The sequence below is a fragment of the Psychromonas aquimarina ATCC BAA-1526 genome (assembly GCF_000428725.1).
GTDB lineage: Bacteria > Pseudomonadota > Gammaproteobacteria > Enterobacterales > Psychromonadaceae > Psychromonas > Psychromonas aquimarina.
Map to the genome: position 1 here is coordinate 1 of NZ_AUAM01000039.1, position 25865 is coordinate 25865.

At 43.8% G+C, this 25865-nt stretch carries 22 protein-coding genes and 2 tRNA genes; 12 read left to right on the forward strand and 12 right to left on the reverse strand.

Translation table 11 applies throughout. The features are described 5' to 3' along the window. Position 1: 1 nt before the first annotated feature. The 5 genes from G337_RS0114310 to alaS form a co-directional block, all read right to left on the reverse strand. Positions 2–78 (reverse strand) — tRNA-Arg (locus G337_RS0114310). Positions 79–96: 18 nt separating this feature from the next. Next, positions 97–189, reverse strand: a tRNA-Ser gene (locus G337_RS0114315). Positions 190–666: 477 nt separating this feature from the next. Continuing rightward, complete coding sequence (csrA, locus tag G337_RS0114320; protein WP_028864506.1) at positions 667–846, reverse strand: carbon storage regulator CsrA; 180 nt, start codon at positions 844–846, stop codon at positions 667–669. Between the two features lie 92 nt (positions 847–938). Further along, entirely contained in the window at positions 939–2171 is a 1233-nt protein-coding gene (locus tag G337_RS0114325; RefSeq protein WP_028864507.1) for an aspartate kinase, read from the reverse strand. A gap of 49 nt (positions 2172–2220) precedes the next feature. Then, entirely contained in the window at positions 2221–4824 is a 2604-nt protein-coding gene (gene alaS, locus G337_RS0114330; protein ID WP_028864508.1) for an alanine--tRNA ligase, read from the reverse strand. A gap of 230 nt (positions 4825–5054) precedes the next feature. Between alaS and G337_RS0114335 the strand changes: the two genes are divergently transcribed. The 3 genes from G337_RS0114335 to G337_RS0114345 are packed head-to-tail and all read left to right on the forward strand — an operon-like array spanning position 5055 to position 7046. Continuing rightward, positions 5055–6017, forward strand: coding sequence for a bifunctional helix-turn-helix transcriptional regulator/GNAT family N-acetyltransferase (locus G337_RS0114335; RefSeq protein ID WP_051303268.1), 963 nt, complete (start codon positions 5055–5057; stop codon positions 6015–6017). 5 nt (positions 6018–6022) lie between these two features. Then, a complete protein-coding gene (locus G337_RS0114340) occupies positions 6023–6736 on the forward strand; it encodes an AzlC family ABC transporter permease (RefSeq protein WP_037027565.1) in 714 nt (237 codons plus the stop codon). After that, a complete protein-coding gene (locus G337_RS0114345; RefSeq protein ID WP_028864511.1) occupies positions 6729–7046 on the forward strand; it encodes an AzlD domain-containing protein in 318 nt (105 codons plus the stop codon). The genes G337_RS0114340 and G337_RS0114345 overlap by 8 nt, the downstream gene beginning before the upstream one ends. A 101-nt stretch (positions 7047–7147) precedes the next feature. Here G337_RS0114345 and recA read toward each other — a convergent pair whose 3' ends face one another. Continuing rightward, complete coding sequence (gene recA, locus G337_RS0114350; protein WP_028864512.1) at positions 7148–8194, reverse strand: recombinase RecA; 1047 nt, start codon at positions 8192–8194, stop codon at positions 7148–7150. Between the two features lie 185 nt (positions 8195–8379). After that, the gene (locus G337_RS0114355) at positions 8380–8871 is read right to left on the reverse strand and encodes a CinA family protein (protein ID WP_028864513.1); all 492 of its coding nucleotides are present in this window, start codon (positions 8869–8871) and stop codon (positions 8380–8382) included. Positions 8872–8918: 47 nt separating this feature from the next. On the opposite strand from G337_RS0114355, the gene mutS reads away from it, so the two are divergent. Then, positions 8919–11489, forward strand: a complete 2571-nt coding sequence (mutS, locus tag G337_RS0114360) for a DNA mismatch repair protein MutS (RefSeq protein WP_028864514.1) — start codon at positions 8919–8921, stop codon at positions 11487–11489. A gap of 382 nt (positions 11490–11871) precedes the next feature. Continuing rightward, the gene (locus G337_RS0114365) at positions 11872–13011 is read left to right on the forward strand and encodes a Na/Pi symporter (protein WP_028864515.1); all 1140 of its coding nucleotides are present in this window, start codon (positions 11872–11874) and stop codon (positions 13009–13011) included. Between the two features lie 107 nt (positions 13012–13118). Here the strand turns inward: G337_RS0114365 and G337_RS0114370 are convergent, their stop codons facing one another. Then, a complete protein-coding gene (locus G337_RS0114370) occupies positions 13119–13697 on the reverse strand; it encodes a nucleoside triphosphate pyrophosphohydrolase family protein (protein ID WP_028864516.1) in 579 nt (192 codons plus the stop codon). A 441-nt stretch (positions 13698–14138) separates the two neighbouring features. Between G337_RS0114370 and G337_RS0114375 the strand changes: the two genes are divergently transcribed. Next, positions 14139–15599, forward strand: coding sequence for a hypothetical protein (locus tag G337_RS0114375; protein ID WP_028864517.1), 1461 nt, complete (start codon positions 14139–14141; stop codon positions 15597–15599). Positions 15600–15638: 39 nt separating this feature from the next. Here G337_RS0114375 and G337_RS0114380 read toward each other — a convergent pair whose 3' ends face one another. Beyond that, the gene (locus G337_RS0114380) at positions 15639–16481 is read right to left on the reverse strand and encodes a 23S rRNA (adenine(2030)-N(6))-methyltransferase RlmJ (RefSeq protein ID WP_028864518.1); all 843 of its coding nucleotides are present in this window, start codon (positions 16479–16481) and stop codon (positions 15639–15641) included. Between the two features lie 403 nt (positions 16482–16884). Between G337_RS0114380 and G337_RS0114385 the strand changes: the two genes are divergently transcribed. Together G337_RS0114385 and ssb are read left to right on the forward strand one after the other, a co-directional pair. Further along, positions 16885–18252, forward strand: a complete 1368-nt coding sequence (locus G337_RS0114385; RefSeq protein ID WP_028864519.1) for an MFS transporter — start codon at positions 16885–16887, stop codon at positions 18250–18252. A gap of 30 nt (positions 18253–18282) precedes the next feature. Next, complete coding sequence (gene ssb, locus G337_RS0114390) at positions 18283–18897, forward strand: single-stranded DNA-binding protein (protein ID WP_028864520.1); 615 nt, start codon at positions 18283–18285, stop codon at positions 18895–18897. Between the two features lie 413 nt (positions 18898–19310). On the opposite strand, the gene G337_RS0114400 is transcribed toward ssb, so the two are convergent. Genes G337_RS0114400 through G337_RS0114410 form a run of 3 tightly spaced genes read right to left on the reverse strand, consistent with a single transcriptional unit; the run spans position 19311 to position 21653 of the window. Next, entirely contained in the window at positions 19311–19961 is a 651-nt protein-coding gene (locus G337_RS0114400; protein WP_028864521.1) for a helix-turn-helix transcriptional regulator, read from the reverse strand. A gap of 21 nt (positions 19962–19982) precedes the next feature. Then, complete coding sequence (locus G337_RS0114405; RefSeq protein WP_028864522.1) at positions 19983–21260, reverse strand: L-cysteine desulfidase family protein; 1278 nt, start codon at positions 21258–21260, stop codon at positions 19983–19985. Positions 21261–21272: 12 nt separating this feature from the next. After that, entirely contained in the window at positions 21273–21653 is a 381-nt protein-coding gene (locus G337_RS0114410; RefSeq protein WP_028864523.1) for a Rid family detoxifying hydrolase, read from the reverse strand. A gap of 242 nt (positions 21654–21895) precedes the next feature. Here G337_RS0114410 and G337_RS0114415 point away from each other — a divergent pair, with 242 nt between their 5' ends. The 4 genes from G337_RS0114415 (at position 21896) to G337_RS0114430 (ending at position 25818) form a co-directional block, all read left to right on the forward strand. After that, positions 21896–23218, forward strand: a complete 1323-nt coding sequence (locus G337_RS0114415) for an SLC5/6 family protein (RefSeq protein WP_157619324.1) — start codon at positions 21896–21898, stop codon at positions 23216–23218. 293 nt (positions 23219–23511) lie between these two features. Next, positions 23512–24282, forward strand: a complete 771-nt coding sequence (locus tag G337_RS0114420; RefSeq protein WP_028864525.1) for a DUF3644 domain-containing protein — start codon at positions 23512–23514, stop codon at positions 24280–24282. Between the two features lie 149 nt (positions 24283–24431). Then, positions 24432–24923 (forward strand): GNAT family N-acetyltransferase, encoded by a 492-nt coding sequence (locus G337_RS0114425; protein ID WP_028864526.1) that lies wholly within the window; start codon positions 24432–24434, stop codon positions 24921–24923. A 73-nt stretch (positions 24924–24996) separates the two neighbouring features. After that, positions 24997–25818 carry a transporter substrate-binding domain-containing protein gene (locus tag G337_RS0114430; protein WP_028864527.1) on the forward strand — a complete coding sequence of 274 codons (822 nt, stop codon included), beginning with the start codon at positions 24997–24999 and terminating at the stop codon, positions 25816–25818. The last annotated feature ends 47 nt before the right edge of the window (positions 25819–25865 follow it).

Here is a 25865-nt window from a genome sequence, read left to right on the forward strand (position 1 = left end):
ATGGTGCGGGTGAAGGGATTCGAACCCCTGACCGCCTGGTTCGTAGCCAGGTACTCTATCCAGCTGAGCTACACCCGCTTTAAGAATCTACAAGAATGGCGGTGGAGGAGGGATTCGAACCCTCGAACAGGCTATAAACCCGTTACTCCCTTAGCAGGGGAGCGCCTTCGGCCACTCGGCCACCCCACCGTCGTCTTGTTGGCGCACATATTACTGTCTTATGAAAACAAGTCAAACTTTTTTTAGTGATTAAATTGCGTTTGCCTACTAAACAGGCAGATTATCTAATATCAGCAGTTTGTAGAGCAGAATATCACCGTTAAGCGGCTAATAATCGCCCTTCCATAGTACGGTTCAATTTCGAGTTAAAAAGCGGCGGCGGCTCAAAAGTCCTTATCAACTTAGTAAAAGACACAATAATCGCACTAATAAATGTCGAACCGGCAAAAACAAACAACAGAGCATGCTCAACTAATAGCAAAGTGCCCTAATAAACAGAGATTTGTTCTAAGCAGACAGAGGTGCAATAAAGGAAGTTATCAGCAGGCTGGTATTGGAAGTATTGGAAGATATTTTTACAAACAGAGTACAAGAGTACGCAGGCTATGAATTTCAGGCCCAAAAAAAGAGCCCTCAGGCTCTTTTATAACAGTTAAACAACTAAGCTTAAGCTTCGCTGTTTTTTTCTGCCTGTATGCGCATATAAATTTCTTCACGATGAACAGATACTTCTTTCGGTGCATTAACACCAACGCGTACCTGATTACCTTTCACACCCAAAACTGTTACTGTTACGTTGTCGCCAATCATCAGAGTTTCACCAACTCGACGTGTCAAAATAAGCATATCCTGCTCCTATTCAATTAGATTATCCATTTTTTTTTATTATGAACTAATACACAGTAAAATTCAGATTTTTTTACCGGGTAATATCTCAATTATTTTTCTTCTGTCGGTTCTGTCGCTAATTCAAATGCTTTATGAAGAGCACGTACTGCCAGCTCAAGATATTTACTGTCAACCAACACTGAAATCTTAATTTCTGATGTAGCAATCTGATGAATATTAATACCTTCCTGACCTAAGGTATCAAACATTTTCTTTGCAACACCAGGATGATTCCACATACCGACACCAACAATGGATACTTTTGCAATCTCATTGTTGCCTTGAACGGCATCAGCCTGCAGTGAGACACAGACAGCTTCAAGAAGTTCCTTAGCCTGCTGATAATCATCACGATGCACTGTGAAAGTAAAATCGGTTTTACCGTTACCCACGGTATTCTGCACAATCATATCGATATCGATATTGGCTTCGCCGATCGGAGAAAGAATCTGCGCGGCCACAGTCGGCTGATCCGGCACACCGGACAGGGTTAAACGAGCTTCATCACGATTAAAAGCAATACCAGAGATTACTGGAGATTCCATTTTATTTTCCTCATAACTAATTAATGTACCACCGCCGTCTTTAAAGCTTGATAATACACGCAGCGGGACATTGTATTTCCCGGCAAACTCCACAGAGCGAATCTGTAAAACCTTCGCACCCAGACTTGCCATTTCCAGCATCTCTTCAAAGGTAATGCTGTCCAGGCGGCGGGCATGAGGTTCAACACGCGGATCGGTTGTATAAACACCGTCAACATCAGTATAGATCTGACATTCGTCGGCTTTTAATGCAGCCGCAATTGCCACAGCCGAAGTATCGGAACCACCGCGGCCTAAGGTAGTGATATTATTATTTTCACAGCGCCCCTGGAAACCAGCGACAACAACAACACGCCCGGCTTTTAAGTTGTCCACAATATTGTCGGTTTCAACATCTAAAATTCGCGCTTTGCTGTGGCTTGCATCAGTCTTGAGACGAATCTGATCACCCGTCATAGATACCGCATCAATATCTAACTGGTGTAAAGCCATTGCCAGCAGGGCAATGGTTGTCTGCTCGCCGGTTGTCAGTAAGACATCCATTTCACGCGGACTCGGATTTGCGTTCAGTTCTTTAGCAAGTGCAATCATACGGTTGGTTTCACCGGACATTGCAGATAAAACAACTACAACATCATTGCCTGCATCTTTTGCCGCTTTTACTTTCTCAGCAACAACTTTTATTCGTTCGATATTACCTACTGAGGTACCACCATATTTTTGAACTATTAATGCCATTGTTATATCCCACCTTTAGGCCTGCCTCTATTCAGACAGGCCTGTCTTTTTATAAACGTTCACTTAACCAAGGTTCAACTAACGCCAGCGCCTCAGTTAAAGCAGCTGGATTATTACCACCCGCCATAGCCATATCAGGACGACCGCCGCCTTTGCCGCCGACCGGGCCGGCAACTAAATTAACTAGCTCACCTGCTTTAACTTTTTTAGTTAAGTCTTTGGTTACGCCGGCAATCAGGCTGACTTTATCGTCACTCACCGCAGTAGCTAAAACCACAATACCAGACTGCAGTTTGTTTTTCATTTCATCAACACTGTCACGCAGTGATTTAGGATCAATGCCTTCGATATTAGCAACAACGACTTTAACACCGTTAATTTCAACCGCATTACCGGTTAGATTAGAGCCGGCATCACTAGCCATTTTAGCTTTCAGCTGCGCAATCTCTTTTTCCAGCAGTTTATTACGATCTAAAATCTGCTCAACCTTCTCTCCCAGAGAAAAGTGATCACCTTTCACAAGGCCGCAGACTTTTTCCACTTCCTGTAAAACATTATCGATTGCCTGGCCGGCAGCAATACCGACTGAAGCTTCGATACGGCGGACGCCGGCAGCAATACCTGATTCTGAGCGGATTAAAAACGCCCCCATATCACCGGTACGAGCCGTATGAGTACCGCCGCACAGTTCGATAGAGACATCACCCATCTGTACAACACGCACCATGTCATCGTATTTCTCACCGAATAACGCCATTGCGCCGGACGCTTTCGCTTCCTCGATATCCATCAGCTTAGTGACAACTTCAAAGTTATTACGGATCGCTTCATTTACCAGGAACATGACTTGGCGTATGGTGCCCATAGATAATGCTTCAAAATGTGAGAAATCAAAACGCAGTTTATCCGCCTCAACTAATGAGCCCTTCTGGGTAACATGTTCGCCTAGAGTATGACGCAGCGCGGAATGCAGCAGATGTGTTGCCGAGTGATGCAGAGCAACCGACTTACGGCGAACAGGATCAACATCAGCCTGCACATTATCGTTAAGCTTTAATGTACCGGTACTTAAGTAACCGATATGTAAGACAGCATCAGACGATTTTTTAGTATCCGTTACAACAAAAACGCCGCCAGGGAAAACTAACTCACCGGCATCACCAGACTGACCACCCGATTCCGCATAGAAAGAGGTCTTTTCTAAGATAACCTGACCATTGTCACCTTCATTCAGGCTTTCAACAAAGACACCGTCATGAATTAACCCGGTAACGCCGGCAGTAATTTCTAACGAGTCGTAACCGACAAACTCAGTTGTCTGCTCGATTTTCAGTACGTCGTTATAATCTGTGCCGAAATTATTTGCCTGCTGTGCACGCGCGCGCTGCTCTGCCATTGCATTATCAAAACCAGGCTGGTCGATAGTCAGTTCTCGCTCACGAGCAATATCAGCCGTTAAATCAGCAGGGAAACCGTAGGTATCGTATAGTTTGAAAACAAGGTCACCAGGAATAACAGAGCCTTCCAGGTTATCTAATTCGATATCCAGAATCTGTAAACCGCGATCCAGTGTTTTAGCAAACTGCTCTTCTTCTAAACGTAATATTTTTTCAACAAAGACACGCTGCTGTAATAACTCAGGGTAAGCGTCACCCATCTGTTTAATTAACTCTTCATATATTTTGAAGAAGAAAACTTCATTTGCGCCCAGTTTATGTCCGTGACGCACAGCACGACGAATAATACGACGCAGTACATAACCACGGCCTTCATTAGAAGGCATCACACCGTCACAGATCAGGAAGCCGCATGAACGAATATGATCGGCAACAACACGCAGTGATTTATCCTGCAGATCTTTCGCACCGGTTACTTCTGCAACCTTAGCGATTAACGCCTGGAAAATATCGATATCATAGTTTGAGTGACCGTCCTGCATAATTGCAGAAATACGCTCAAGCCCCATACCAGTATCAACAGACGGTTTTGGTAAATCTTCCATAGTACCGTCGGCATGACGGTTGTACTGCATAAATACCAGGTTCCAGATCTCGATATAACGATCACCGTCTTCTTCAGGTGTTCCCGGAGGGCCGCCCCAGATATGCTCACCGTGATCATAAAAAATCTCAGTACAAGGACCGCAAGGGCCGGTATCACCCATTGACCAGAAGTTATCTTTAGCACCGATACGTGATAAACGAGCAGGATCAACGCCCACTTCTTCTAACCAGATCTTTTCAGCTTCAAGATCCTGATCAAATACAGTTACCCATAATTTTTCTTTCGGCAGCTTTAATTCAACAGTCAGATATTCCCAGGCAAAAACAATCGCATCACGTTTGAAATAATCACCAAAGCTGAAATTACCCAACATTTCAAAAAATGTATGGTGACGAGCGGTATAACCTACGTTATCAAGGTCATTGTGTTTACCGCCGGCACGTACACAACGCTGACTTGAAGTCGCACGCGTATAAGCTCTGTTTTCAGTGCCAAGAAATGTATCTTTAAACTGATTCATGCCCGCATTGGTAAATAGCAGGGTTGGATCGTTATCCGGCACAAGTGAGCTGCTGCTTACACTTTGATGCCCTTTCTTAGCAAAGAAATCGAGAAATCCCTGACGGATTTCAGAAGTCGATTTGATCATGAGTTATTCCATGTAAAGTATCTGTTTTGCAGTTTTATAGAGAAATATAAAAATGCAAACGGGTGAAAAATAAATGCCGACTAATATAACATGGAGCGTGGTGCGGGGAAAGTAGACAAATAAGCGCTTTATCACTGAAAAAATGTATTATTTATGATCAGTTGACAGCAGTTTAAAAAATAGAGAAACTAGATGCGTAACCAGTTACGTAATCAGTTAAGGGAATAACCATGGATTATATGCACCAGCTTGGCAGTTTGAGCTTAGGCAGCCGTCTTAAACGTTTAAGCGACACACTTATGTCTGAAGTTACCCATATTTACAATGAAGCGGGTATTTCACTTAATCCCAGCTATTTCCCGCTGCTTACGCTTATCCACCATCAGGGACCGCAGGGAATTACCCAGGCTTCTGAAATGCTGGGCGTCAGCCACCCGGCGATCAGCAAACTGGCCGATAAAATGATCCGTGAAGGTTATTTAATTAAAAGCCCCCACCCTCAAGACAAACGTGCAAGCCGGTTAGGCTTATCCGATAAAGCGGATCAGGTTATTGAACAGGCAAAACCGGTCTGGGCAGCACTGCAGCAGCAGCTCCATTTTATTGAAGCCCGCCAGAGTCTGCCGCTGCTTGATGCAGTGAATGAGTTTGAACAGTTATTTCAGGAGCAGAATTTTAAAAACAATGTGCTGCAGGCACTTAACCGCGAAGCACAGAATATTGAAATTATAAACTGGGCACCGCAGTATAAAGATGATTTTAAAAGACTGAATATGAACTGGTTAAATACTTATTTTAACGGCGAATTAACCGAAACCGACCGCCGCTCATTAAATTCACCGGAAGACTATTATCTGGCTCGCGGCGGCTATCTGTTTTTTGCCAGGCAGGCAGACAAAATAACCGCGGCCCTGGCATTGCGCTTGTGTGAAAACAACAGCTTTGAAATATCCAAAATGGCTGTAGATCCGCAGGCACAGGGGTTGGGTATCGGCCGTCAGCTGCTTTTAACCGCTCTTAATAAGGCCCGCCGGCTGCACGCCGACAAGGTCTGGCTGGAGACTAACAGCAGACTGACACGCGCTGTTAAGCTTTATTCTAATTTCGGTTTCACAACACAAGAGCATCCCAAGGGCAAAAGTTCATATCCCCGAGCTGATATGTATATGGAATTACAACTTACAAAGGCATAAAAACTATGTTTACTTCAATCCAGAAAAGGGAATTTTTCGGCGGTGCAAAAGCTTCACTACCATTAATTGTCGGCGCAATCCCGTTTGCATTATTATTCGGCACGCTGGCGCCGAACAGCGGCCTATCCGCGCTGGCAACGGTTGCTATGTCAGTAATTGTATTTGCAGGCTCTGCACAGTTTATTGTACTGGCTTTAATTGCCGTTCAGGCCCCCTTAGAAATTATTATTCTCACCACCTTTGTAGTGAATTTACGCCACCTGCTCTATGCGACTGCGCTGGTTGAATATGTAAAACACCTGCCGTTATCTTTACGGGCGCTGCTCGCTTTTGGTCTCACCGATGAAACCTTTGCTAATATGAGTCAGCGTTATCAGCAGAAAGATCATACCTATGCGCATTATTTTTATTTGGGATCCATGCTTACTTTCTATGTTACCTGGGTTAGTTTCACTATCGTCGGGCTGCTGCTGGGTAATCTGATCCCGGATATGAGCAGCTGGGGATTAGAGTTTGCCATGTCAGTAACGTTTATCGGCATGGTTGTGCCTTATATGAACAGCAAAGCCATGATAGCAGCTATTATCTGCGCAGGTTTAAGTTCACTTGTTTTCGCTGATCTGCCCAATAAACTGGGGTTAATTATCAGTGCAGTTATCGGCGTAGCAGTCGGGCTGAGTGTTATCCAGCTTGCTAAAAAGGAGCTTTCTTATGAATGAGTTTTATCTTATTTTCGGCATGTTTGTTGTCACATTTGCGATCCGTTTTGTGATGTTTGCATTTGCCGGCAGGATGCAGTTTCCCACCTGGATGGAAAAAGCGTTAAAATTTGTACCCCCAGCAGTACTAACGGCAATTATAGTACCCTCCGTTACTATGCCCACAGGTGTATTAGATATCAGTTTCAGCAATGTTTATTTAACTGCCGCACTGTTTTCTCTGATCGTTGCATTAGTGACTAAGAACCTGCTGAAAACTATCGGCTTAGGCATGGTGTTTTTTCTGTTTTTAAAATGGATGCTGATCTGACTTTAAAACTGAAGCGCTGCTGGATATTTAGGTAACTGCTTTGTAGAAATGAATAAGGCGTGAAATTTCACGCCTTATCGGAAGCTGTTTTTCTTTGAAGCTTATGCTTCTTCAGCTGCTGTCGTTGTTTTCTCTTGTTCAGGTTCGCTTTTAGGCATCAATGACTCACGAATTTTAGCTTCTAATTCTTCAGCTAAAGCCGGATTTTCCAGAAGATGCTTGCTGGCATTGCTCTTACCCTGACCGATCTTAGCGCCGTTATATGAATACCAGGATCCCGCTTTTTCAACAAAGTCCTGTTTAACACCCAGATCGATTAACTCGCCGGCATGGTTAATACCTTCACCGTACAGGATCTGGAATTCAGCCTGCTTGAACGGCGGCGATACTTTGTTTTTTACTACTTTCACACGTGTTTCATTACCGATAATCTCATCACCGTTTTTAATCGCACCAATACGGCGGATATCTAAACGTACAGAGGCATAGAACTTAAGTGCATTACCGCCAGTTGTGGTTTCCGGATTCCCGAACATCACACCAATTTTCATACGAATCTGGTTAATGAAGATACATAAACAGTTAGTTTGTTTAATATTACCGGTCAGTTTACGCAGTGCCTGAGACATTAAACGTGCCTGCAGACCCATGTGCGAATCACCCATGTCGCCTTCAATTTCTGCTTTTGGTGTTAACGCTGCAACGGAATCAATAATGACCACATTAACCGCACCAGAGCGTACCAGCATGTCACAAATCTCTAACGCCTGCTCACCTGTATCCGGCTGAGAGATAAGCAGGTTATCAATATCTACACCTAATTTTTTCGCATAGATAGGATCCAGGGCATGCTCAGCATCAATAAAGGCACAGGTTTTGCCCATTCTTTGTGCTTCTGCAATAACCTGCAGAGTTAATGTTGTTTTACCCGAACTTTCCGGACCGTAAATTTCAACAATACGGCCGAACGGCAGACCGCCTATGCCTAACGCAACATCCAGACTAAGTGAGCCGGTCGAAACAGATTCAATTTCCATCATTGCAGCTGCACCGTCACCTAGACGCATAATTGAGCCTTTACCAAACTGCTTTTCAATTTGACCAAGTGCCGCTGATAATGCTTTTTCTTTGTTTTTATCCTGACTCATGTTCTCTCCAGATTTACGTATAAACGTATTTATTTAACTGTATACACAAATAAAATTTGCGGCTGATATGCCGTATCAAGTGCTTTTGTTATTTTTAACTGTATATGCACTCAGTACACGACAATTAGTATACTGTTGATTTGAACAGTATCAAGTGCTTTTTTACTGCTTGTTTAAATTATTTATTATTCGACAGCTTCAATCAGTCCAAGAAGTGCCAGACGAATCGCCTGCGTCCTGACTTCCGAACGATCTCCGACAAACAGATAAGTTTCGGTTTTACTGCATGTATGAGCGTTGTACCACGACATGCACACTGTGCCTACTGGTTTTTCAATCGTACCGCCGTCCGGTCCGGCAATGCCGCTGATGGCAACAGCAAGATCCGCATCGGAATTCTTTACCGCGCCGATTGCCATCTGCTCTACAACCGGCTCAGAAACCGCGCCGAATTTATCAATCAGCTGCGGATCCACATTGACCATCTGATTTTTCGCATCATTACTATAGGTGATAAAACTGCGGTCAAACCACTGCGAACTTCCAGAAATTTCCGTAATAGCGTATGCTACGCCACCACCGGTACAGGATTCTGCAGTTGCTGCAACCAGCCCTGCATTAGTCAGCTTTTCACCTAATACCTGCGCTAATTCTTGAACGGTTTTTTCAGTAAACATAAGTTTTCTCCAACTTATTTAACCAATAATAATTAAGTGTATTCATTATGAAGCCAACTGCGCAAGAATTAAAACAACATACGCCGATGATGCAGCAATTTCTAACCATCAAAAGCGAAGTACCCGACACCCTGCTGTTCTACCGTATGGGTGACTTTTATGAATTGTTTTTTGATGATGCTCGTAAAGCCTCACAACTGCTTGGTATCTCCTTAACACAACGCGGTAAAACCGGCGGCAACGCCATTCCAATGGCCGGCGTTCCTTATCATAGTGTAGAGGGTTATTTAGCGAAATTAATTGAAATGGGCGAGTCGATTGCAATTTGTGAGCAAATTGGTGATCCGGCTACCGCAAAAGGCCCCGTTGAACGCAAAATTGTCCGCATTATCACACCCGGAACAATTACCGACGAAGCACTGCTTGATGATCGGCGCGATAATCTTTTATGTGCAGTGTACCAGCAGCAGAATACTTTCGGCGTTGCGTCATTAGATATAGGCAGCGGCCGTTTTATTGTTAACCAGTTTCAGCATCTGGAAACACTGCAGGCGGAAATGCAGCGCCTCAACCCGGCAGAGCTTTTATACCCGGAAAATTTTGAACATATTAATTTAATCGAACATCTTCCGACTATCCGCCGCCGTCCGGAATGGGAATTTGAACTTTTAACCAGTAAAAAAACCTTAAATCAGCAGTTCGGCACCAAGGATTTAATCGGTTTCGGTGTCGAACAAGCAGAAGTTGCCCTTTGTGCAGCCGGTGCTTTGCTGCAGTATATAAAAGATACGCAGCGTACCAGCCTGCCGCATCTGCAGTCGATTAAACTTGAACAGAATATTGACAGCGTTATTTTAGATGCCGCCACGCGTAAAAATTTAGAGCTGACGCAGAATCTTTCCGGCGGATTCGACAATACCCTGGCGGAAGTTTTAGACTTTACGGTTACTCCCATGGGAAGCCGTTTATTAAAACGCTGGATCCACCAGCCGATCCGCAATTTTAATACCTTAAATTACCGCCAGAGTATGATTCAGACCCTAATTGATCAGGATCTAACCAGTGCATTAGCTGAACCTTTAAAACAGATCGGCGATGTTGAGCGTGTGATTGCACGTTTAGCACTGCGCTCAGCACGCCCGCGAGATTTAACCCGTCTGCGTACCGCATTCTCGTTATTACCGGAACTGCAGAACCTGATTGGCGAAATGCCGGCGGAACTGGTCAGCAAGCTCAGCAAAGAGATGGGCTCATACCCTGAACTTTTAGAATTATTAGAAAAAGCAGTTATCGATAACCCGCCGGTGATTATCCGTGACGGTGGTGTAATTGCACCGGGTTATAACGAAGAGCTGGATCAATGGCGTAATTTAGCCAAGGGCGCCACTGACTACCTTGAGAAACTGGAGCTGCGCGAGCGTGAAGCAACCGGTATTGCAACCCTGAAAGTAGGTTATAACCGGGTTCACGGTTATTATATTGAAACCGGCCGTTCACAGTCAGATGCTGTACCTGCACATTATGTTCGCCGCCAGACCCTGAAAAATACCGAACGTTATATTATTGCAGAGCTTAAAGAGCATGAAGATAAAGTGCTTTCCAGTCAGGGCAAGGCATTAGCACTGGAAAAGAAACTTTATGAACAGCTGATTGATCTGCTCCTGCCGCATCTGCACAGCTTACAGTTTACTGCGCAGTCACTAGCTGAGCTGGATGTACTTAATAATCTGGCAGAGCGCGCATTAACACTCGATTACATCCGCCCTACGCTGCAGGCGAAAAGCGGCATAGAGATTGAGGAAGGCCGTCACCCGGTTGTTGAACAGGTTAGTAAAACCCCGTTTATTGCCAATCCGATCAACCTTAATGACCAGCGCCGCATGCTGATTATCACCGGTCCGAATATGGGCGGTAAATCAACCTATATGCGCCAGGCGGCATTAATGGTATTGATGGCGCATATCGGCAGCTTCATTCCCGCACAAAGCGCAAAAATCGGACCTGTAGACCGCATTTTCACCCGTATCGGTGCATCGGATGATCTGGCCAGCGGACGCTCAACCTTTATGGTGGAGATGACAGAAACGGCGAATATCCTGCATAATGCCACTAAAAACAGCTTAGTATTAATGGATGAAATCGGCCGCGGCACCAGTACGTTTGACGGTTTATCGCTGGCCTGGGCCTGTGCCGAGGAGTTAGCGGAAAAAATCCAGGCTTACACTCTGTTTGCTACCCATTATTTTGAGTTAACCAGCCTTCCGGAAAGTATTCCAGAACTGGTAAATGTTCACTTAGATGCCGTTGAGCATGGTGACGGTATTGCTTTTCTGCACGCCGTACAGGAAGGAGCCGCCAATAAAAGTTACGGTTTACAGGTAGCGTCACTGGCAGGTGTACCCAAAGAGGTGGTTAAGAACGCCAAACGTAAACTGCAGCAGTTAGAGCTGGCATCCAGCCATAACTTAGATGTAAATCAACTGCCCGTACAGGCGGCATTAAGCTTTGCAGAGCCGGAAGCACATCCTGCAGTGGATCTGCTGCAGAGTATTGATCCCGATGAATTAACCCCGAAAAAAGCATTAGAGTTAATTTATCTGCTTAAAGAAAAAGCCTAACAGCTGGAAGAAACAGGCGCAGAAGTATTCCAATTGCCTTCTGCGCCTTTTATTTATTTGTATCTGTGTCGGACCGACGCAAAGATAAGTAAATTTATCGGCTTAATTAACAACAGCGTGCCGGGCGCACTGCCCGATATGTTCAAACATAGCCGCACTATTATTACTGTTTACGCTAAAAAATGCCTAAATCAGAGCAGTTCAACACTCTAAACACCTACTTTCAAGAAAAATTCATCACACTAAGATACTGATTTTATTGGCTATGGTTAATTGTTTGCTAAATAAACAGCCACTGAAATATTTCTGTCACATTTCTCTGTTCTAATCTGCCTGTCAAAAAACTGAAATATAATCGTCATAATTACAACAGGTAATAAATATGAGTTTAAATCAAAATAATCAGTCACTAAATAAACTGTTCAACTGGACAGCCGTTGTCTTTTTAGTTTACTGCATGTTAGTTGCAGTAAGTACGGTTAGCGGCGGTTTCAAAATATTTTCGGGCGGCGCAAGCGGTGCAGAGCAGATATTCCAGTTTGCCACCAACCCGTTTGTAGCATTAATCTTAGGCACATTAGCCACTGCATTAGTACAGTCATCCTCAACGGTTACCGCGGTAACCGTTGGTTTAGTTGCCGGCGGCCTGCCGGTATCCATTGCCATTCCCCTTATAATGGGTGCCAATATGGGTACAACAATCACTAATACGATTGTTTCCATCGGTCATATCCGTGAAAAAGAGGACTTTAAACGTGCTTTCAGTGCAGCTACTGTGCATGACTTCTTTAATTTGATTGCTGTTGCGATCTTCCTGCCTTTAGAAATAATGTTTGGTATCTTAGAAAAGCTGGCGTCCTCCGCAGCCCACCTTTTTGTCGGCAGTGCAGATATTTCCATGAAAGGTCTTAATTTTATGAAGCCGCTCACTAAACCAGGCGTTAACCTGGTGACGGATCTGCTTTCATTTATTCCAGGCAAAATGGCTGGTATCGCCATGGTTATTGCCGGTGTCGGCATAATATTATTTTCGGTTACTTTTCTGGGTAAAGTACTGAAGAAAGTATTAGTGGGTAAAGCCAAAGATATTCTTCATAACACCATAGGTAAAGGTCCGGTATCAGGCATAGCTTCAGGCGCATTAGTTACGGTGATGGTGCAGTCATCGTCAACCACAACCAGCCTGATGATCCCGTTAGCCGGCAGCGGCATGTTCAGCACTCGCCAGATTTACCCGTTTACACTAGGTGCGAATATCGGTACAACCATCACGGCGTTATTAGCGGCCACCGCAATTTCCGGTGAAATGGCCGAAGCAGCCCTAACCATCGCCCTGGTACATTTCCTGTTTAACTTTTTAGCGGTTGCTTTAATTTACGGAGTGCCGTTCCTGCGTGAACTGCCGCTTAAAGCTTCTGAGCATCTTGCTGAAGTCGGTACTAAAAATAAGCTTTTAGCATTTTCTTATGTAGTAGGGACTTTCTTTGTCTTACCCGGTTTAATACTTGTCGGGGTTCGTTAACCGGCAGCGAATGTCCGGATAACCCTGCTGAAAACCACAAGTTATACTGCTTGTGGTTTTTTGTATTGAGCTGTAAATATTATAAAGCGCCTTTTAATATAAAAGGTTTAAACGCTCACTAACTCTGCCAGATCAGCCGGGCGGTAATAAACGGACTTCAGCACTTTACCCTGACGGACAGTTTTACCGGCCATCTCAACATCCTGCGCACATTTGGCAATAACAAAGTCACCTTGAACAGAGTCAACCAGAGCAATTCCCTGCTTGGCGTAAAAGGCTTGTGTTTCCTGGAATTCCTGCTGATTACGGCAGACTTTGCTCATATTGCTTGAATGGACTTCATCCCAGCAGGGCAGAAAGTTTATGTCCCGGTGCTTGGCAACATTCAGCAGCAGATCAATCAGGTAACTGATTTCCAGATTGTCATTTACCTTAGAAGCTCCTAAATGTACCAGGCGCCCCATCAGAACATAAACGCTGTCAACAATGGCATCTGCCTGTTCAATTTTACAGTCTGCTTCAGCTAATTCGGTTAACTCTTCAATAATCAAAGAGGTATGCAGGGTGTCGGCTTTAGCATCTAATGAATTCTGATCTTCACAGGGCAGATCAAAGGTTTCTCGGAACTGTACAATATCACGGTATAAATGATCATAAACAGGCTGGGTTAATAGTGATAATTTCATGGCTTAGGCCTTTTAAATAAGGGAAAATTCAGCGCGCTAAGTTAACAAAATGCCTGTAAAAAAAACAGCCTCATTTTAGGGCCTGTTTATCTTTGCTCTTTGTTCCTGCTGGAGGCTATTTTTATGCTCAGCAAGGCAGAAGTCATGCAGTGTAGTCACTCTACATTAATGACTGATAACGAAGTTGAGTGTAAAAATAGCCCCAGCCCTTCGGGTTGAGGCTGAAAATTCCTCACTCTGCGTTGCTCATCACTCATTTAGAACGACTAAACTTCATTCTTCGCGCCTTGATTGAGAAGCTTTCAGGCTCAACAGGGGCAATTTTCAAAGATAAACAGGCCCTAATTATTAAATAGCCAGTACAAGTCAATAACTTAGATATATAATTAAAGCTAAGAACAATATTTTTAAACAGTTTGCTTATAAACACAGGAGAATTGATTGCGTAAAGTCAAACTTAAGCAGCAGGAAAAACTATCCATCAAAGTAACCCATCAGATAAAACAGGGCGAGTCCCGGAGAATCGACTTATATTTCTCACTGCCGAAAGAGATGGGCATCAATAAAAATACCTTGTCTGAAACCGACTATTTTAATTCAGCCATCAAGGGGCGTCGTGCCTATTTTACCAAAGGCCTGCATCTGCCTCTATTACATACGCGTTTTGCCAGCCGTATGAAACGTTCTCCTGAAGAATACAAAACTAATCTTAACCTGTTTGCCTACCAGTACATTACTGCACTCGATACCGATACCGATGAAACATTAAGCATTGATGACAGCGAAAGTCTGCGTGATTTCTACCATGCGGCCGCGGATATGACCGAACATAGCCTGGCTATTTTAAAAAAACACCGCAGCCACACCCTTAAAGATCCTAAACTGCAGTCTATTTTTGATAATGTCGACAACTACCTGTCCTGGTATACCGAACAGAGCATATTACGTATGCTGGCAAAGAAACCCCGTAATGCCGAGTTCGCTGATGCTCGTCTGGCACTGCTTAAGGTCTGCGAAGAAGAAAGTAATTACCGCAAAGAAAAAGCTTATAACTCCGAAGCTACACTCAAAGATCCTAATCGTATTGCTAATAAAATGCGTTTATTACGGCGGTTAATTGAATACGGCGTTATTTTTAAAAGTGAAACGCAGGAGCTGGGTAATATAACCCGCAAGATTGTAACCGGTGTTGCGACGGCCTTAATTATGTGTGTGGTGCTGGTTTTAATTATCAAAACTCAAGGTGCACTGAGCAAGCTGACTTCAGTGATGATTTTGGTGCTGGCTGTTATATACGGCGTACGTGAAGTCTTTAAGGACGATTTTAAAAATATTTTGTGGCGCTGGATCCGTAAAGGCAAACCGAAATGGTCACGTATATTAAAAGATTCAACCAGTCAGTCAGAGATTGCCCGGCAGAGAGTATGGTTAGATTATATCAAAACAAAAAAACTGCCGGCGCAGAGTAAAGAGTTATTAGCAAGACGCCATATGCAGAATATACAAAGCGCAGAGCTTTTACATTACCGCATTGAAACAAAAGTTGATAACCACGATTTTCAGGCGGGTTACGATACACTGGAAGAAACAATTTTATTCAGTCTGCGTCCCTTTGCCCGTTATCTGGAGCGCGGTACTGGTAAGGTTTACGAACAGAATGACGCGGCTTCTAACAAAGAAAAAATTCAGGCTACATCCATTGAACGGCGCTACCAGATCAATGTGGTGGTAGCACTGGATCAAGGCTACTATACAGAGCAGTTTGAACGTTACAAAATTACCCTGAACCGCTCCGGAATTATCGAAATAGAAAAAGCCGGCGAGACAAAGAGTAAAGATAAACCTCGGACAGATCGTTATTCAAAACTAAGAACGCTGCTGCATTTTAAAAAGCGCCGTTAACAAAACTCAATAAAAACAGCAGAATCTGCTCTACTGTTTTTATTCCGCAGCTAACGTTTCAATACGATAAAAACCCTGTCCATCCTGCCCTAATGTTTCAGCTAAAAACGGCAGAGACTCCTGCATCTCTTTTTTCAACGTCCATGGCGGATTAATAACTATCATACCGCTGGAAGTCATGCCTCTTTCTGCCGAGTCACCTTGAATTCCCAGCTCAAACAGCTGCATATTTTTAATGCCCGATTTTTTCAGCTCTCTTTCCATGCGGTTAATTACCTGACGGTTTACTACCGGATACCAGAGTGCGTAGGTCCCCGTTGCAAAGCGTCGTACCGCCTGAATAAGTCTTTCCACAACTAGATCATATTCATTTTTAATTTCATAGGAAGGATCAATTAAGATAAAACCACGGCGTTCCTTGGGCGGCATGTTCGCAACCAGACCTTCCAGGCCGTCTTTTTTAGCCATTTTAATCTGCCGATCACCGCCGAAGTTTTCACGCATACTGGTAAACTCATTAGGATGCAGCTCAAAAAGAAACATTCGGTCGGTATCACGCAGCATCTGCCGGGCAATACTTGGTGAGCCCGGGTAATGCGCCAGCTTGCTCTGGGCATTAAATTCAGCAACCTGTTCAACATAACGCGCAACGGGTGCAGGCAGATCATCGCGCTGCCATAACGGGAAAATACCGTTGTTAAATTCTTTGGTTTTTAACGCCTCTGAAGACTGAAATGAATAAGCGCCGCAGCCGGAGTGGGTATCGAGATAACACAGAGGTTTATCTTTTTTCAGCATGTAATCAAGGATCGAAGCCGCAACGGTGTGTTTTAACACATCCGCAAAATTACCAGCATGAAAAGAATGACGATAGCTCAGCACAAAATACTCCAAAAACAAAAATATAATAAGCCGCGCAGTATATACCCGTTATCATTCAAGTTGCAAAAATCAGCAAGTCGTGAGGTGGACAGGTTCTAGGCGTGAAGATGAAGATCTAACGGGTTAAATCGAAACTTCACAACAACGAAGATGTTTGCCTCACGGCTTGCCTCATAGGTCGCAAGCTCGAAAACCAATACTGCGTTGCAACATTCGATAAGGGCTAGCCATTATCATCATGTTGCGCCTTGTCTTGGTGTCCGATCTCGCGACTGATAAATGCATTTTGATTGGTAACGGGTATAATGAAAATTGTCAGCTATTGCGCTAAAAATAAGCACCTAAATCTTTAAACGCATGTTATTATCCCCGCCCGAATTATTTGCTCTAAAATGGATGTTCAATGCAACCTGATGCTCTAAATCCCATTGAAAAGCGCACCGCTTTCTCACTCTCCTTAGTTTTTGCATTACGCATGTTAGGTCTTTTTATGATCATGCCGGTATTTGCAGTCTACGGACAGGATCTGGTCGGCTATTCACCGCTTTGGGTTGGTTTTGCCATTGGTGCATACGGCCTGACACAAGCATTACTGCAGATTCCAGCAGGCATGCTGTCCGACAAATTCGGACGCCGTCCGGTTATTTTCGGCGGTTTAGTGATATTTGCAGCGGGTAGTTTAGTAGCAGCCTATTCCGACAGTGTCTACGGTGTAACAGCAGGCCGTGCCCTGCAGGGAGCGGGTGCTATTGCCAGTGCCATTTTAGCTTTAGCCGCCGATGTAACCCGGGAAGAACAGCGCCCTAAAGCGATGGCTATGATTGGAGTAAGCATCGGCCTTGCTTTTGCAGCTGCTATGGTTGCAGGCCCAGTTTTAGCACCGCTGATCGGTCTGCAGGGTTTATTTTTTATCACAGCGGCCGGCGCATTAGCCGCTATTGTAATTGTTCATTTTGTTGTCCCGCATGTAGTCAACAAAGCCCCGCGCGGTGAAACCATAGCTATTCCAGCTTTACTCGGCAAACTAGCCAAAAACCCGCAGCTGCTGCGTTTAGATGCCGGTATCTTTATTTTACATATGACACTTACCGCCATGTTTATCGCACTGCCGCTGCAGCTGCAGGAGATGAATCTGGCAGCAGAGATCCACTGGCATTTATACCTACCGGCACTGTTAATTTCATTTGCCTTAATTATTCCCATGCTGATCACTGCCGCCCGTAAAAATATGAACAAGCAGTTTTATCTGTTTGCCATTTTACTGATGGCGGCCAGTTTAACCGCAATGGCCCTGACTTCTCAGTCACTTATTTTGATGTTTATCTGTGTATTACTTTATTTCACCGCATTTAATTTTTTAGAAGCATCACTGCCCGCTTTTATCTCAATGCTTTCTCCTGCAGGCGCAAAAGGCAGTGCAATGGGGATCTACAGCACTTATCAGTTTTTAGGCGCATTTTTCGGTGGTATTTTAGGGGGCTTATCCTATAAACTACTCGGCAGCAGCGGCTTATTTTTATGTTTAGCCGCATTGATGCTGATTTGGTTTTTCATTTCGCGGGGTATGCATAATCCAAGCAAAGTCCGCACTCATACCATTACAGCATTAATAAACGATGAAACAGATGCACAGTTAAAAACACAGCAGCTCATTGCACTTGGCGGTGTAATCGAAGTAGTAATGATCATCGAAGAACAAACAGTTTATATCAAAGTCAATAACCAAGCGTTTGCACTGAAAAAAGCGAAAGAAATTTTAGCAAATACTTAAGAAAACCCAAACAGCAAGCGGAGCAAAAACATGTTTAACCGTAGTGTAAACAAAGTCGTATTAGTCGGTAATCTAGGAAAAGATCCGGAAATGCGTTACATGCCTAACGGCGGCGCAGTGGCAAACCTGACACTGGCAACAACAGAAAGCTGGAAAGATAAGCAAACCGGCGAACGTAAAGAAAAAACAGAATGGCACCGCCTGACTGTCTTTAACCGTCTTGGTGAAATGTGTGGTGAGTACCTGAAAAAAGGTGCAAAAATCTACGTTGAAGGTAAGTTACAAACACGTAAATGGCAGGGTCAGGACGGTCAGGATCGTTATACAACTGAAATCGTTGTAGCTGAAATCCAGATGATGGATTCACGCAGCCCGGCACAGGGTCAAGGTCAGTTCCAGCAGAACGCACCACAGCAGAATGCACAGCCGCAGCAGAGCTGGGGTAATGCACCGCAGCAGCCGCCGGCACAGCAGGCAGCACCGCAAATGGCACCGGCTTACCAGCCGGCTCAACAGGCACCAGCTCAGCAGGCTCCGGCTCAACAGCCCGCTCCGGCACAGCAGCAGACACCAGCGCAGCCGCAGCAGGCGCCAGCTCAATACAATGAGCCGTCAATGGACTTTGATGACGATATTCCGTTCTAAATACTATGTATTTAAAAGTGTCAGAATAAATATTAAATTCATAACTAACCCAGCATTATTGCTGGGTTTTTTGTTTCTACACTTTTGTATTTAAACACAAGGTTATGATGCATCTTATTTTTCTGTAACAGCAGACTGATTAAGTAAATAGTCATTTTCAGGCGCAGGAAAAATCAATGCCGGCAAGGTATTAATTGATGTAACTGATTATTTGCAATTACGAAGTTAATAACGAAGCTAGAATTCCCTAAGCGCAATAAACCTGAATCGACAAAACAAACAATAGTGATTGAGAATAAGGGGTATCTCATAGCAGGTCATATCGGCATGGTTCACAAGAAGAGTACTAATTCAGCTGTTACGACGGTTTAAAACGGCTCCACTTTGCAGCGATAACGCAGCGGTAAACCTTTTTATTTCGTATCCATTTCTCTTAGATAGAGGTAAACGGTATCTCTTGATACTCCTAGTATCTTAGCAGCTGAGAGAATACTGTTTTTGTACTTAAAGATACCGAGCTCATGAAGTCTCGTAACCACCTCTCTATTTCTCTTTGAAGGTGAAATTGCAGGGTTATCCAAAACCTCATTTCGTACCACATCAATGGTGCTGGTTACAGTTTCGTCAATATCTTTGGCGAACGTCTCGGGAGAGTTCGACGGTTCGCCGCCAAAATCAAGAGGAAACATTGTTTTCAAAAACGACTGCATCGGTGCATCCATATCAACATTGATACAAAGCAGCCCGATAGCTTTGCCCTTGGGGTTACGGACAATGGTAGTTATTGAGCGCAGCGTCTTACCCGTTGCGCTCTTGGTCATATACGAGTCGGATACGTCTTTGCCGTCCTTAAGTTTCAACAGCGCAATATTAGTAATTGGAGCACCAGTTTCACGATCAGTAACATGACCATTTGCTATTTTAAGTACCGACGGAGAGTTAATATCGAGACTGTGCAGCACTACCTCGGTATATTCACCGTACATTCTAGCAATCCCGTCCACTACGTTTTCCATAGCGTTGAGAATGTCATAATCACCTTTAGTTAGCTTGCGTAATTCCAATTTCTATACCTTCTCGGCTATTTAAGCTGACATAATGTCGATAATGGCAGTGTCAGTGCCGCACATACCTTTACTCACCATTTTACCAACATTCTTAACTGTTTGCTCTACTTCTTTGGCAACAATGCCCTGCCCAGCCGCGCAGTTATTACGCAGCGCCATCATAAATGAACGCACAGCAGTCGTTGACGAGGTACATACTTTCATTGCACACGAAGATTTAGCACCATCACAAACCATGCCGGCACTGTCGCTAATTACGTTTTGAATGGCATAACAGGACTGCTCAAACGTACCGCCGGCGAGATATACAAGTGCCATCCCGGCGGCCGCACTGGTCACCGTATTTCCGCAAAATGCAGACAGGGGAGGATAATGCGATTTGATGTATATTGCACCAAGATGACTCATAATTAGTGCTCGAGCCAACTGTTCTTCAGAAGAGTCAAAGTGATCAGCTGCCACACAAACCGGAATTGTCGCCGCGATACCTTGATTGCCGCTGCCGAAGTTACTCATAGCAGGAAGAGCCGCACCGCCCATACGAGCATCTGAAGCAGCAGAGGTGAGCATCTGAATTCGAGTCATCAGATCTTCACTCAAAAAGCCCTCTTCGATATCAGCTTTCATTGTGCGCCCTATTTCCAGACCATAACCACTTTTAATACCTTCAGCAGAAAGCATCTCATTAATTACCGCCGCTTCAAGGATAAAAGAGATATCATTAAACTCGGCTTTGACGGCAAAATCATAAATTTTCTCGATATCTATATCAACACCGTCACAAACAGAAGCAGTTGTCTGAACATCTTCCAGGTGAGCTTCGAAGGTAATAACATCATTCAGAGTCTTTTTAACGATATTAGTGTGACCACCGCTAATCGTAACCTCTGAGCGCATGTCGTCTAAAGAGACAGCGACTGAACAGTAAATAAATTCGTCGCAGTCCACCCGCCTGACTATTACTTTTCCAGCGTCGATAAGCGCCTGCGCCTTATCTACATCATCCATTGAAATACCGGACAGCACTTCCAGTTCAGCTTCTGCCTTACCATTGACCGCCCCGGCAGCGGCGGCAATAGGCAGACCGATTCTTCCCGTCCCCGGCACAAATACGCCCATTGAGTTTTTGTAGAGATTACTAGAGACAAAAACTTCAATTGAATCAGGTATTTTATTGCCTAGCTCCCTTACGGCAACTGCTGAAGCATACGCGGCCGCAATAGGCTCAGTGCAGCCTAAGGCAGGCTTAACAACTCTTTTAATAATGTCGATGTACTGCTGCCACTCTTTTTTCATAACCAGCTCCACTTAAGCTTTGTGAGCTATGGCTTCAACTTCAACCAGAACACCCATAGGTAAATCTTTAACTGCAAAACAGCTGCGGGCAGGACAGTCCTGGTTGAACAGATCTGCGTAAACCGCATTGAACGCAGCAAAGTCTTCGATGTCTGCCAGGTAGCAGGTGGTTTTAAGAACCGTATCGATAGCCCCCCCGCCGGCTTCAAGCACACTTTTCAGGTTCTCAAGTGACTGCAGGCTTTGCTCAGTAATCCCACCTTCAACGACTTTACCTGTTTTACGGCTGACCGGCAGCTGCCCGGAAGTAAAGATTAAGTTTTCAAAACTAGCCGCGTGTGAATATGGGCCGATTGCTTCAGGCGCTTCAAGTGAATTGATTAATTTTCTCATAAATCCCTCATATATTTTTTAATTTAATTTATTAAACCTCGGAAACATCATCTCAACTGAAACAACTTTTTTCAACATTTGTTGAGAAAAAAGTTAAAGACCAATTTATTTTGTGATGAGCAACACAAAAAACCAGGTTTTGCGCTTAATCTCTCATATTTTAATGAGTTTAGCAGTAATCGATTGCCAATAATCAAAATCTCAAATACATTTGAGAAAATTCTTAAAGGGAGATGTTAGCAATGAGTGAAAATATTGGATCTATATCAGTAACACCGAAACCAGCAGCCTGGGAACAAGCTGGTATGAGTAAAAAAGAGTGGAAGAAAGCCACCAAGTTCGACAGCGTGGATGTCGGCTGGATTGTAATGAGTATAGGCATGGCGATCGGAGCCGGTATTGTATTCTTACCCGTTCAAGTAGGCATAATGGGTCTATGGGTTTTCCTGCTTTCCTCTGTTATCGGCTACCCGGCCATGTACCTTTTCCAAAAACTCTTCATAAACACTCTTGCTGAATCAAAAAAATGTACGGATTACCCTGGTGTTATTTCGGGGTATCTAGGCAGGAACTGGGGCATTGCACTGGGTATTCTTTACTTCTTAATGCTGGTGATCTGGGTTCTGGTTTATTCATTAGCAGTAACCAACGACAGCGCATCCTATCTGCAGTCATTTGGAGTGACTGAAGGACTGTTAAGCGAAAACGTACTTTATGGTTTGGGCTTAATCTGTGTTCTTTCTTATATCGGCAGCAAAGGTGAGAAGCTTCTATTTAAACTGTCAGGTTTTATGGCGGTAACAGTGCTTTCGCTTGTGGCAGTAATGGGAGTTCTTCTTATAGCTAAATGGGATCTCAACAATATCCCTCAAGCCGGCGAAGTTATGCCGATGATTAAAGATGCGATCATTACTCTGCCATTTACCCTTACATCGATTTTATTCATTCAGTCTCTTAGTCCAATGGTTATTTCTTACCGCTCTAAAGAGAAGTCTATTGAAGTTGCGCGCTTCAAAGCAAGCCGGGCGATGACTACTGCATTCTCAATCCTATTTGTAATTGTGTTCTTCTTTGCCGTGTCTTTCACGCTCGCTATCAGCCAGGAACAAGCTGCCGATGCAATGAACAAAAACATCTCAGCTTTAGCTATCATTGCTCATTACTTTCCCGGCAGCTGGGCGACGATTGCAGGCATTGTGATCAATATTTTTGCAGTGGTAACTTCATTCTTTGGGGTATTTCTAGCATTCCGCGAAGCCTGCAAAGGCTTAGCGATGAACATTATTCTTCGTAAGTTTAAAGAAGAGGATATTAAAAAGGATCTGGTGGATAAAGGGATTATTGCTTTTATCATTCTACTTTCTTGGAGTGCAGTAGCATTAAATGCTCCAATTCTGTCATTCACTTCAATCTGCAGCCCGATCTTTGGTCTGGTAGGCTGCTTAATTCCTGCTTATCTGGTTCACAAAATGCCTCATCTACACAAATATAAAGGTATTGGTACAAACCTGATAATCGGTACTGGTGTCCTGCTTTGTATTTCTCCAGTATTAGCATTCATCTAACAAAGATAAGCCCCGAGTATTCGGGGCTTCCTTTTATCTATCACTTTCCAATACTGAAACTTCATACTGCATTCGATACCATAAAACAATAATTGCACAGCCCTTACACTTAACCGCTCTAGAGCAAGTTTTTTAGATGCCGGTGCATAAATAACCGCTTCATTCCGACAGCTGTAAAACACCTAAGCGAATTATGGATTACACTAAATTTATCAGCTTAGAAACAGATAAATATCACAGCGAGTGTACATAAAGCATACTGAGTGTATCACTCAATAATTCGGGGGTGGGTCATGGAACGTATTACACTTAAAGATAATTGTGAAAGCTTTATTAAAGAAGCAGTAAACATTTACTGCCGTAAGCCCGCGACACTTCATAAAAAAGCAGTTTCTTTAATACTGTTAGTTCAGGCTGTGGAGCTGCTGTTGAAGCAGAAGCTGGCAAATCACTCCTCTCTGCTCCTATATGAAAATGTGGACGAGCCTAAAAAAAGCGTATCGATGAAGTCATGTCTTAAAAGGCTTTCTCATATTAATCAGACACCTGAACAAAGCAAGGTGCAGAAATCCCTGAGAAGAGCAATGGAGCTGCGTGGTAAAATTATGCACCATGAATTTGAGACCAATGAAATGGCAGTTAAATCAGATTTTGTGCGTTTATGCAGCCTGATTCATGAGCTTAGAATCGAAGTCTATAACGAACCGCTGTCAGCAATAATTCCCCAGCAGGAAATGCAACTGCTTGAAGAGGAAGAGAAGCAGCTGGCTGAAGCCGTACAGCAGTGCCGGGAAGAGATAAGCAGACTGAGAAAAGATTCAGCACAGGGCGAACCACACTGGTGCGGCTGGTGTGGAAATTACTCGGTCAGGTTAAGCGCAGAAGGTGCCGATAATCATATCGTAAAAGGGCAATGCCTGATATGTGCAGAATCAGAAGATTACTGCAGCTGCGGACGCTGCGGCAGATGGCTGCCGGTATCTGAAATAGAACATTGTGAAGGTAAAAAAAGCATGTGCTCAGAGTGTTTGGAAAATATTACGGATGACTGCTGGTATGAATAGCTTGTGCCGGGATTTACAACGGCTCAAACAGCCTTAATAACGATTTCCGGCACTAGCGGATCTTACTAGATATAATCAAGATGTTGAATTAACGGTGATTAATAGATATGTTTTGTTATTAAAAAATTCCAATTACGAGAAAGCAAACTATGTCTAAGGTCACCACCTATTATCTGGAAATGAAAACAGCAGACTCTCTCAATGAAAAAGCTCTGCCTGCTGATTTTGAGATTCAGGAAGCACAAATTAAACAGTATCAGTTAAACCGTTTTTTATATCAGTTTGTCGGCGCTAACTGGGGCTGGACCGACAAACTGTCGCTGACAGATCAGCAGTGGCAGGAATACGCCGAAAGAGAAGATCTAAGAACCTGGGCTGCTTATTATAAAGGTTCAATTGCCGGCTATTATGAATTAGAAAAGCAGCAGGATGGTGATGTTGAGATAGCCTATTTTGGTTTATGTGAAAAATTTATCGGTTTAGGCTTGGGCGGTCCTCTTTTATCACATGCAGTCAAATCAGCATGGGCATGGAAAACTACCAAACGGGTCTGGGTACATACCTGCACATTAGATCATAAAAGTGCTTTAAATAATTACCAGGCAAGAGGATTTAAAATTTATCGAGAAGAAATAAACTAATAGGAGTTATTGCTGTCTCTTTATCCTAAGGCGCCGCCATTAATAAACGTGCCGCCTAAATAAAAGGATCAATATGAATATATTACCAGTAAGAATTCCGTTGTTAGGTTTTTTCTTATGCAGCATTTTTATTATTTTCTTTTCTCACAGCGCTCAAGCCGATAATGAGACCTTTAAACGAATCAGTGAAAATGGTGTTTTAGTTGTCGGCATGTCAGGTGAACAGCCTCCCTATAATTTTGTCACCAATAAAGAGAGCATTATAGGATTCGATGTTGAGCTAGCTGAACAGCTGGCTGATTCGCTGGGTGTAAAAATGCAGATCGCTCTAATGCCTTTTCCTGAGCTGCTTAATGCACTGCAGGAGAACAGGGTGGATCTGATAATCTCAGGCTTTTCTATCAGCGAGCAGCGTCTGCAGAAAGTAGATTTTGTCGGCCCCTATGCGCGGGTAGGTAAATCATTGCTGACCAGCAAAAAAACACTGGATCGAATTAGAAACAGCACCGGATTTAATCACGCCAATGTAAATCTAGTGGCACTGGAAAATTCAACCAGTATTACTCTGGCCCGGGAGCGCTTATCAGAAGCAGATCTACAAACCGTTACTCACTATGAAGATGCTGTACTGGCGATATTATCTGGTCAGGCTGACGCATTGATTGCCGATCTGACCATCTGCGATCTGCTGGTAATACGTGATCAAAGCAGTGACTTAACTAAATTACAAGAACCCTTAGCCGTTGAAAAAATCGGCATTGCAGTTAATAAAAATGAGCCCTTGTTAGAAAGCAGGCTAACAGAGCAGCTGCAGCTGATACAGAACTCCGGAGATCTACAGAAACTCCATCAGAAATGGTTTAACAATGCAGGCTGGTTAAATTTATTGCCCTAAAAAAAAGCCCTGACACTCAGGGCTTTCTGCTATTGCGTCGAGAAAAA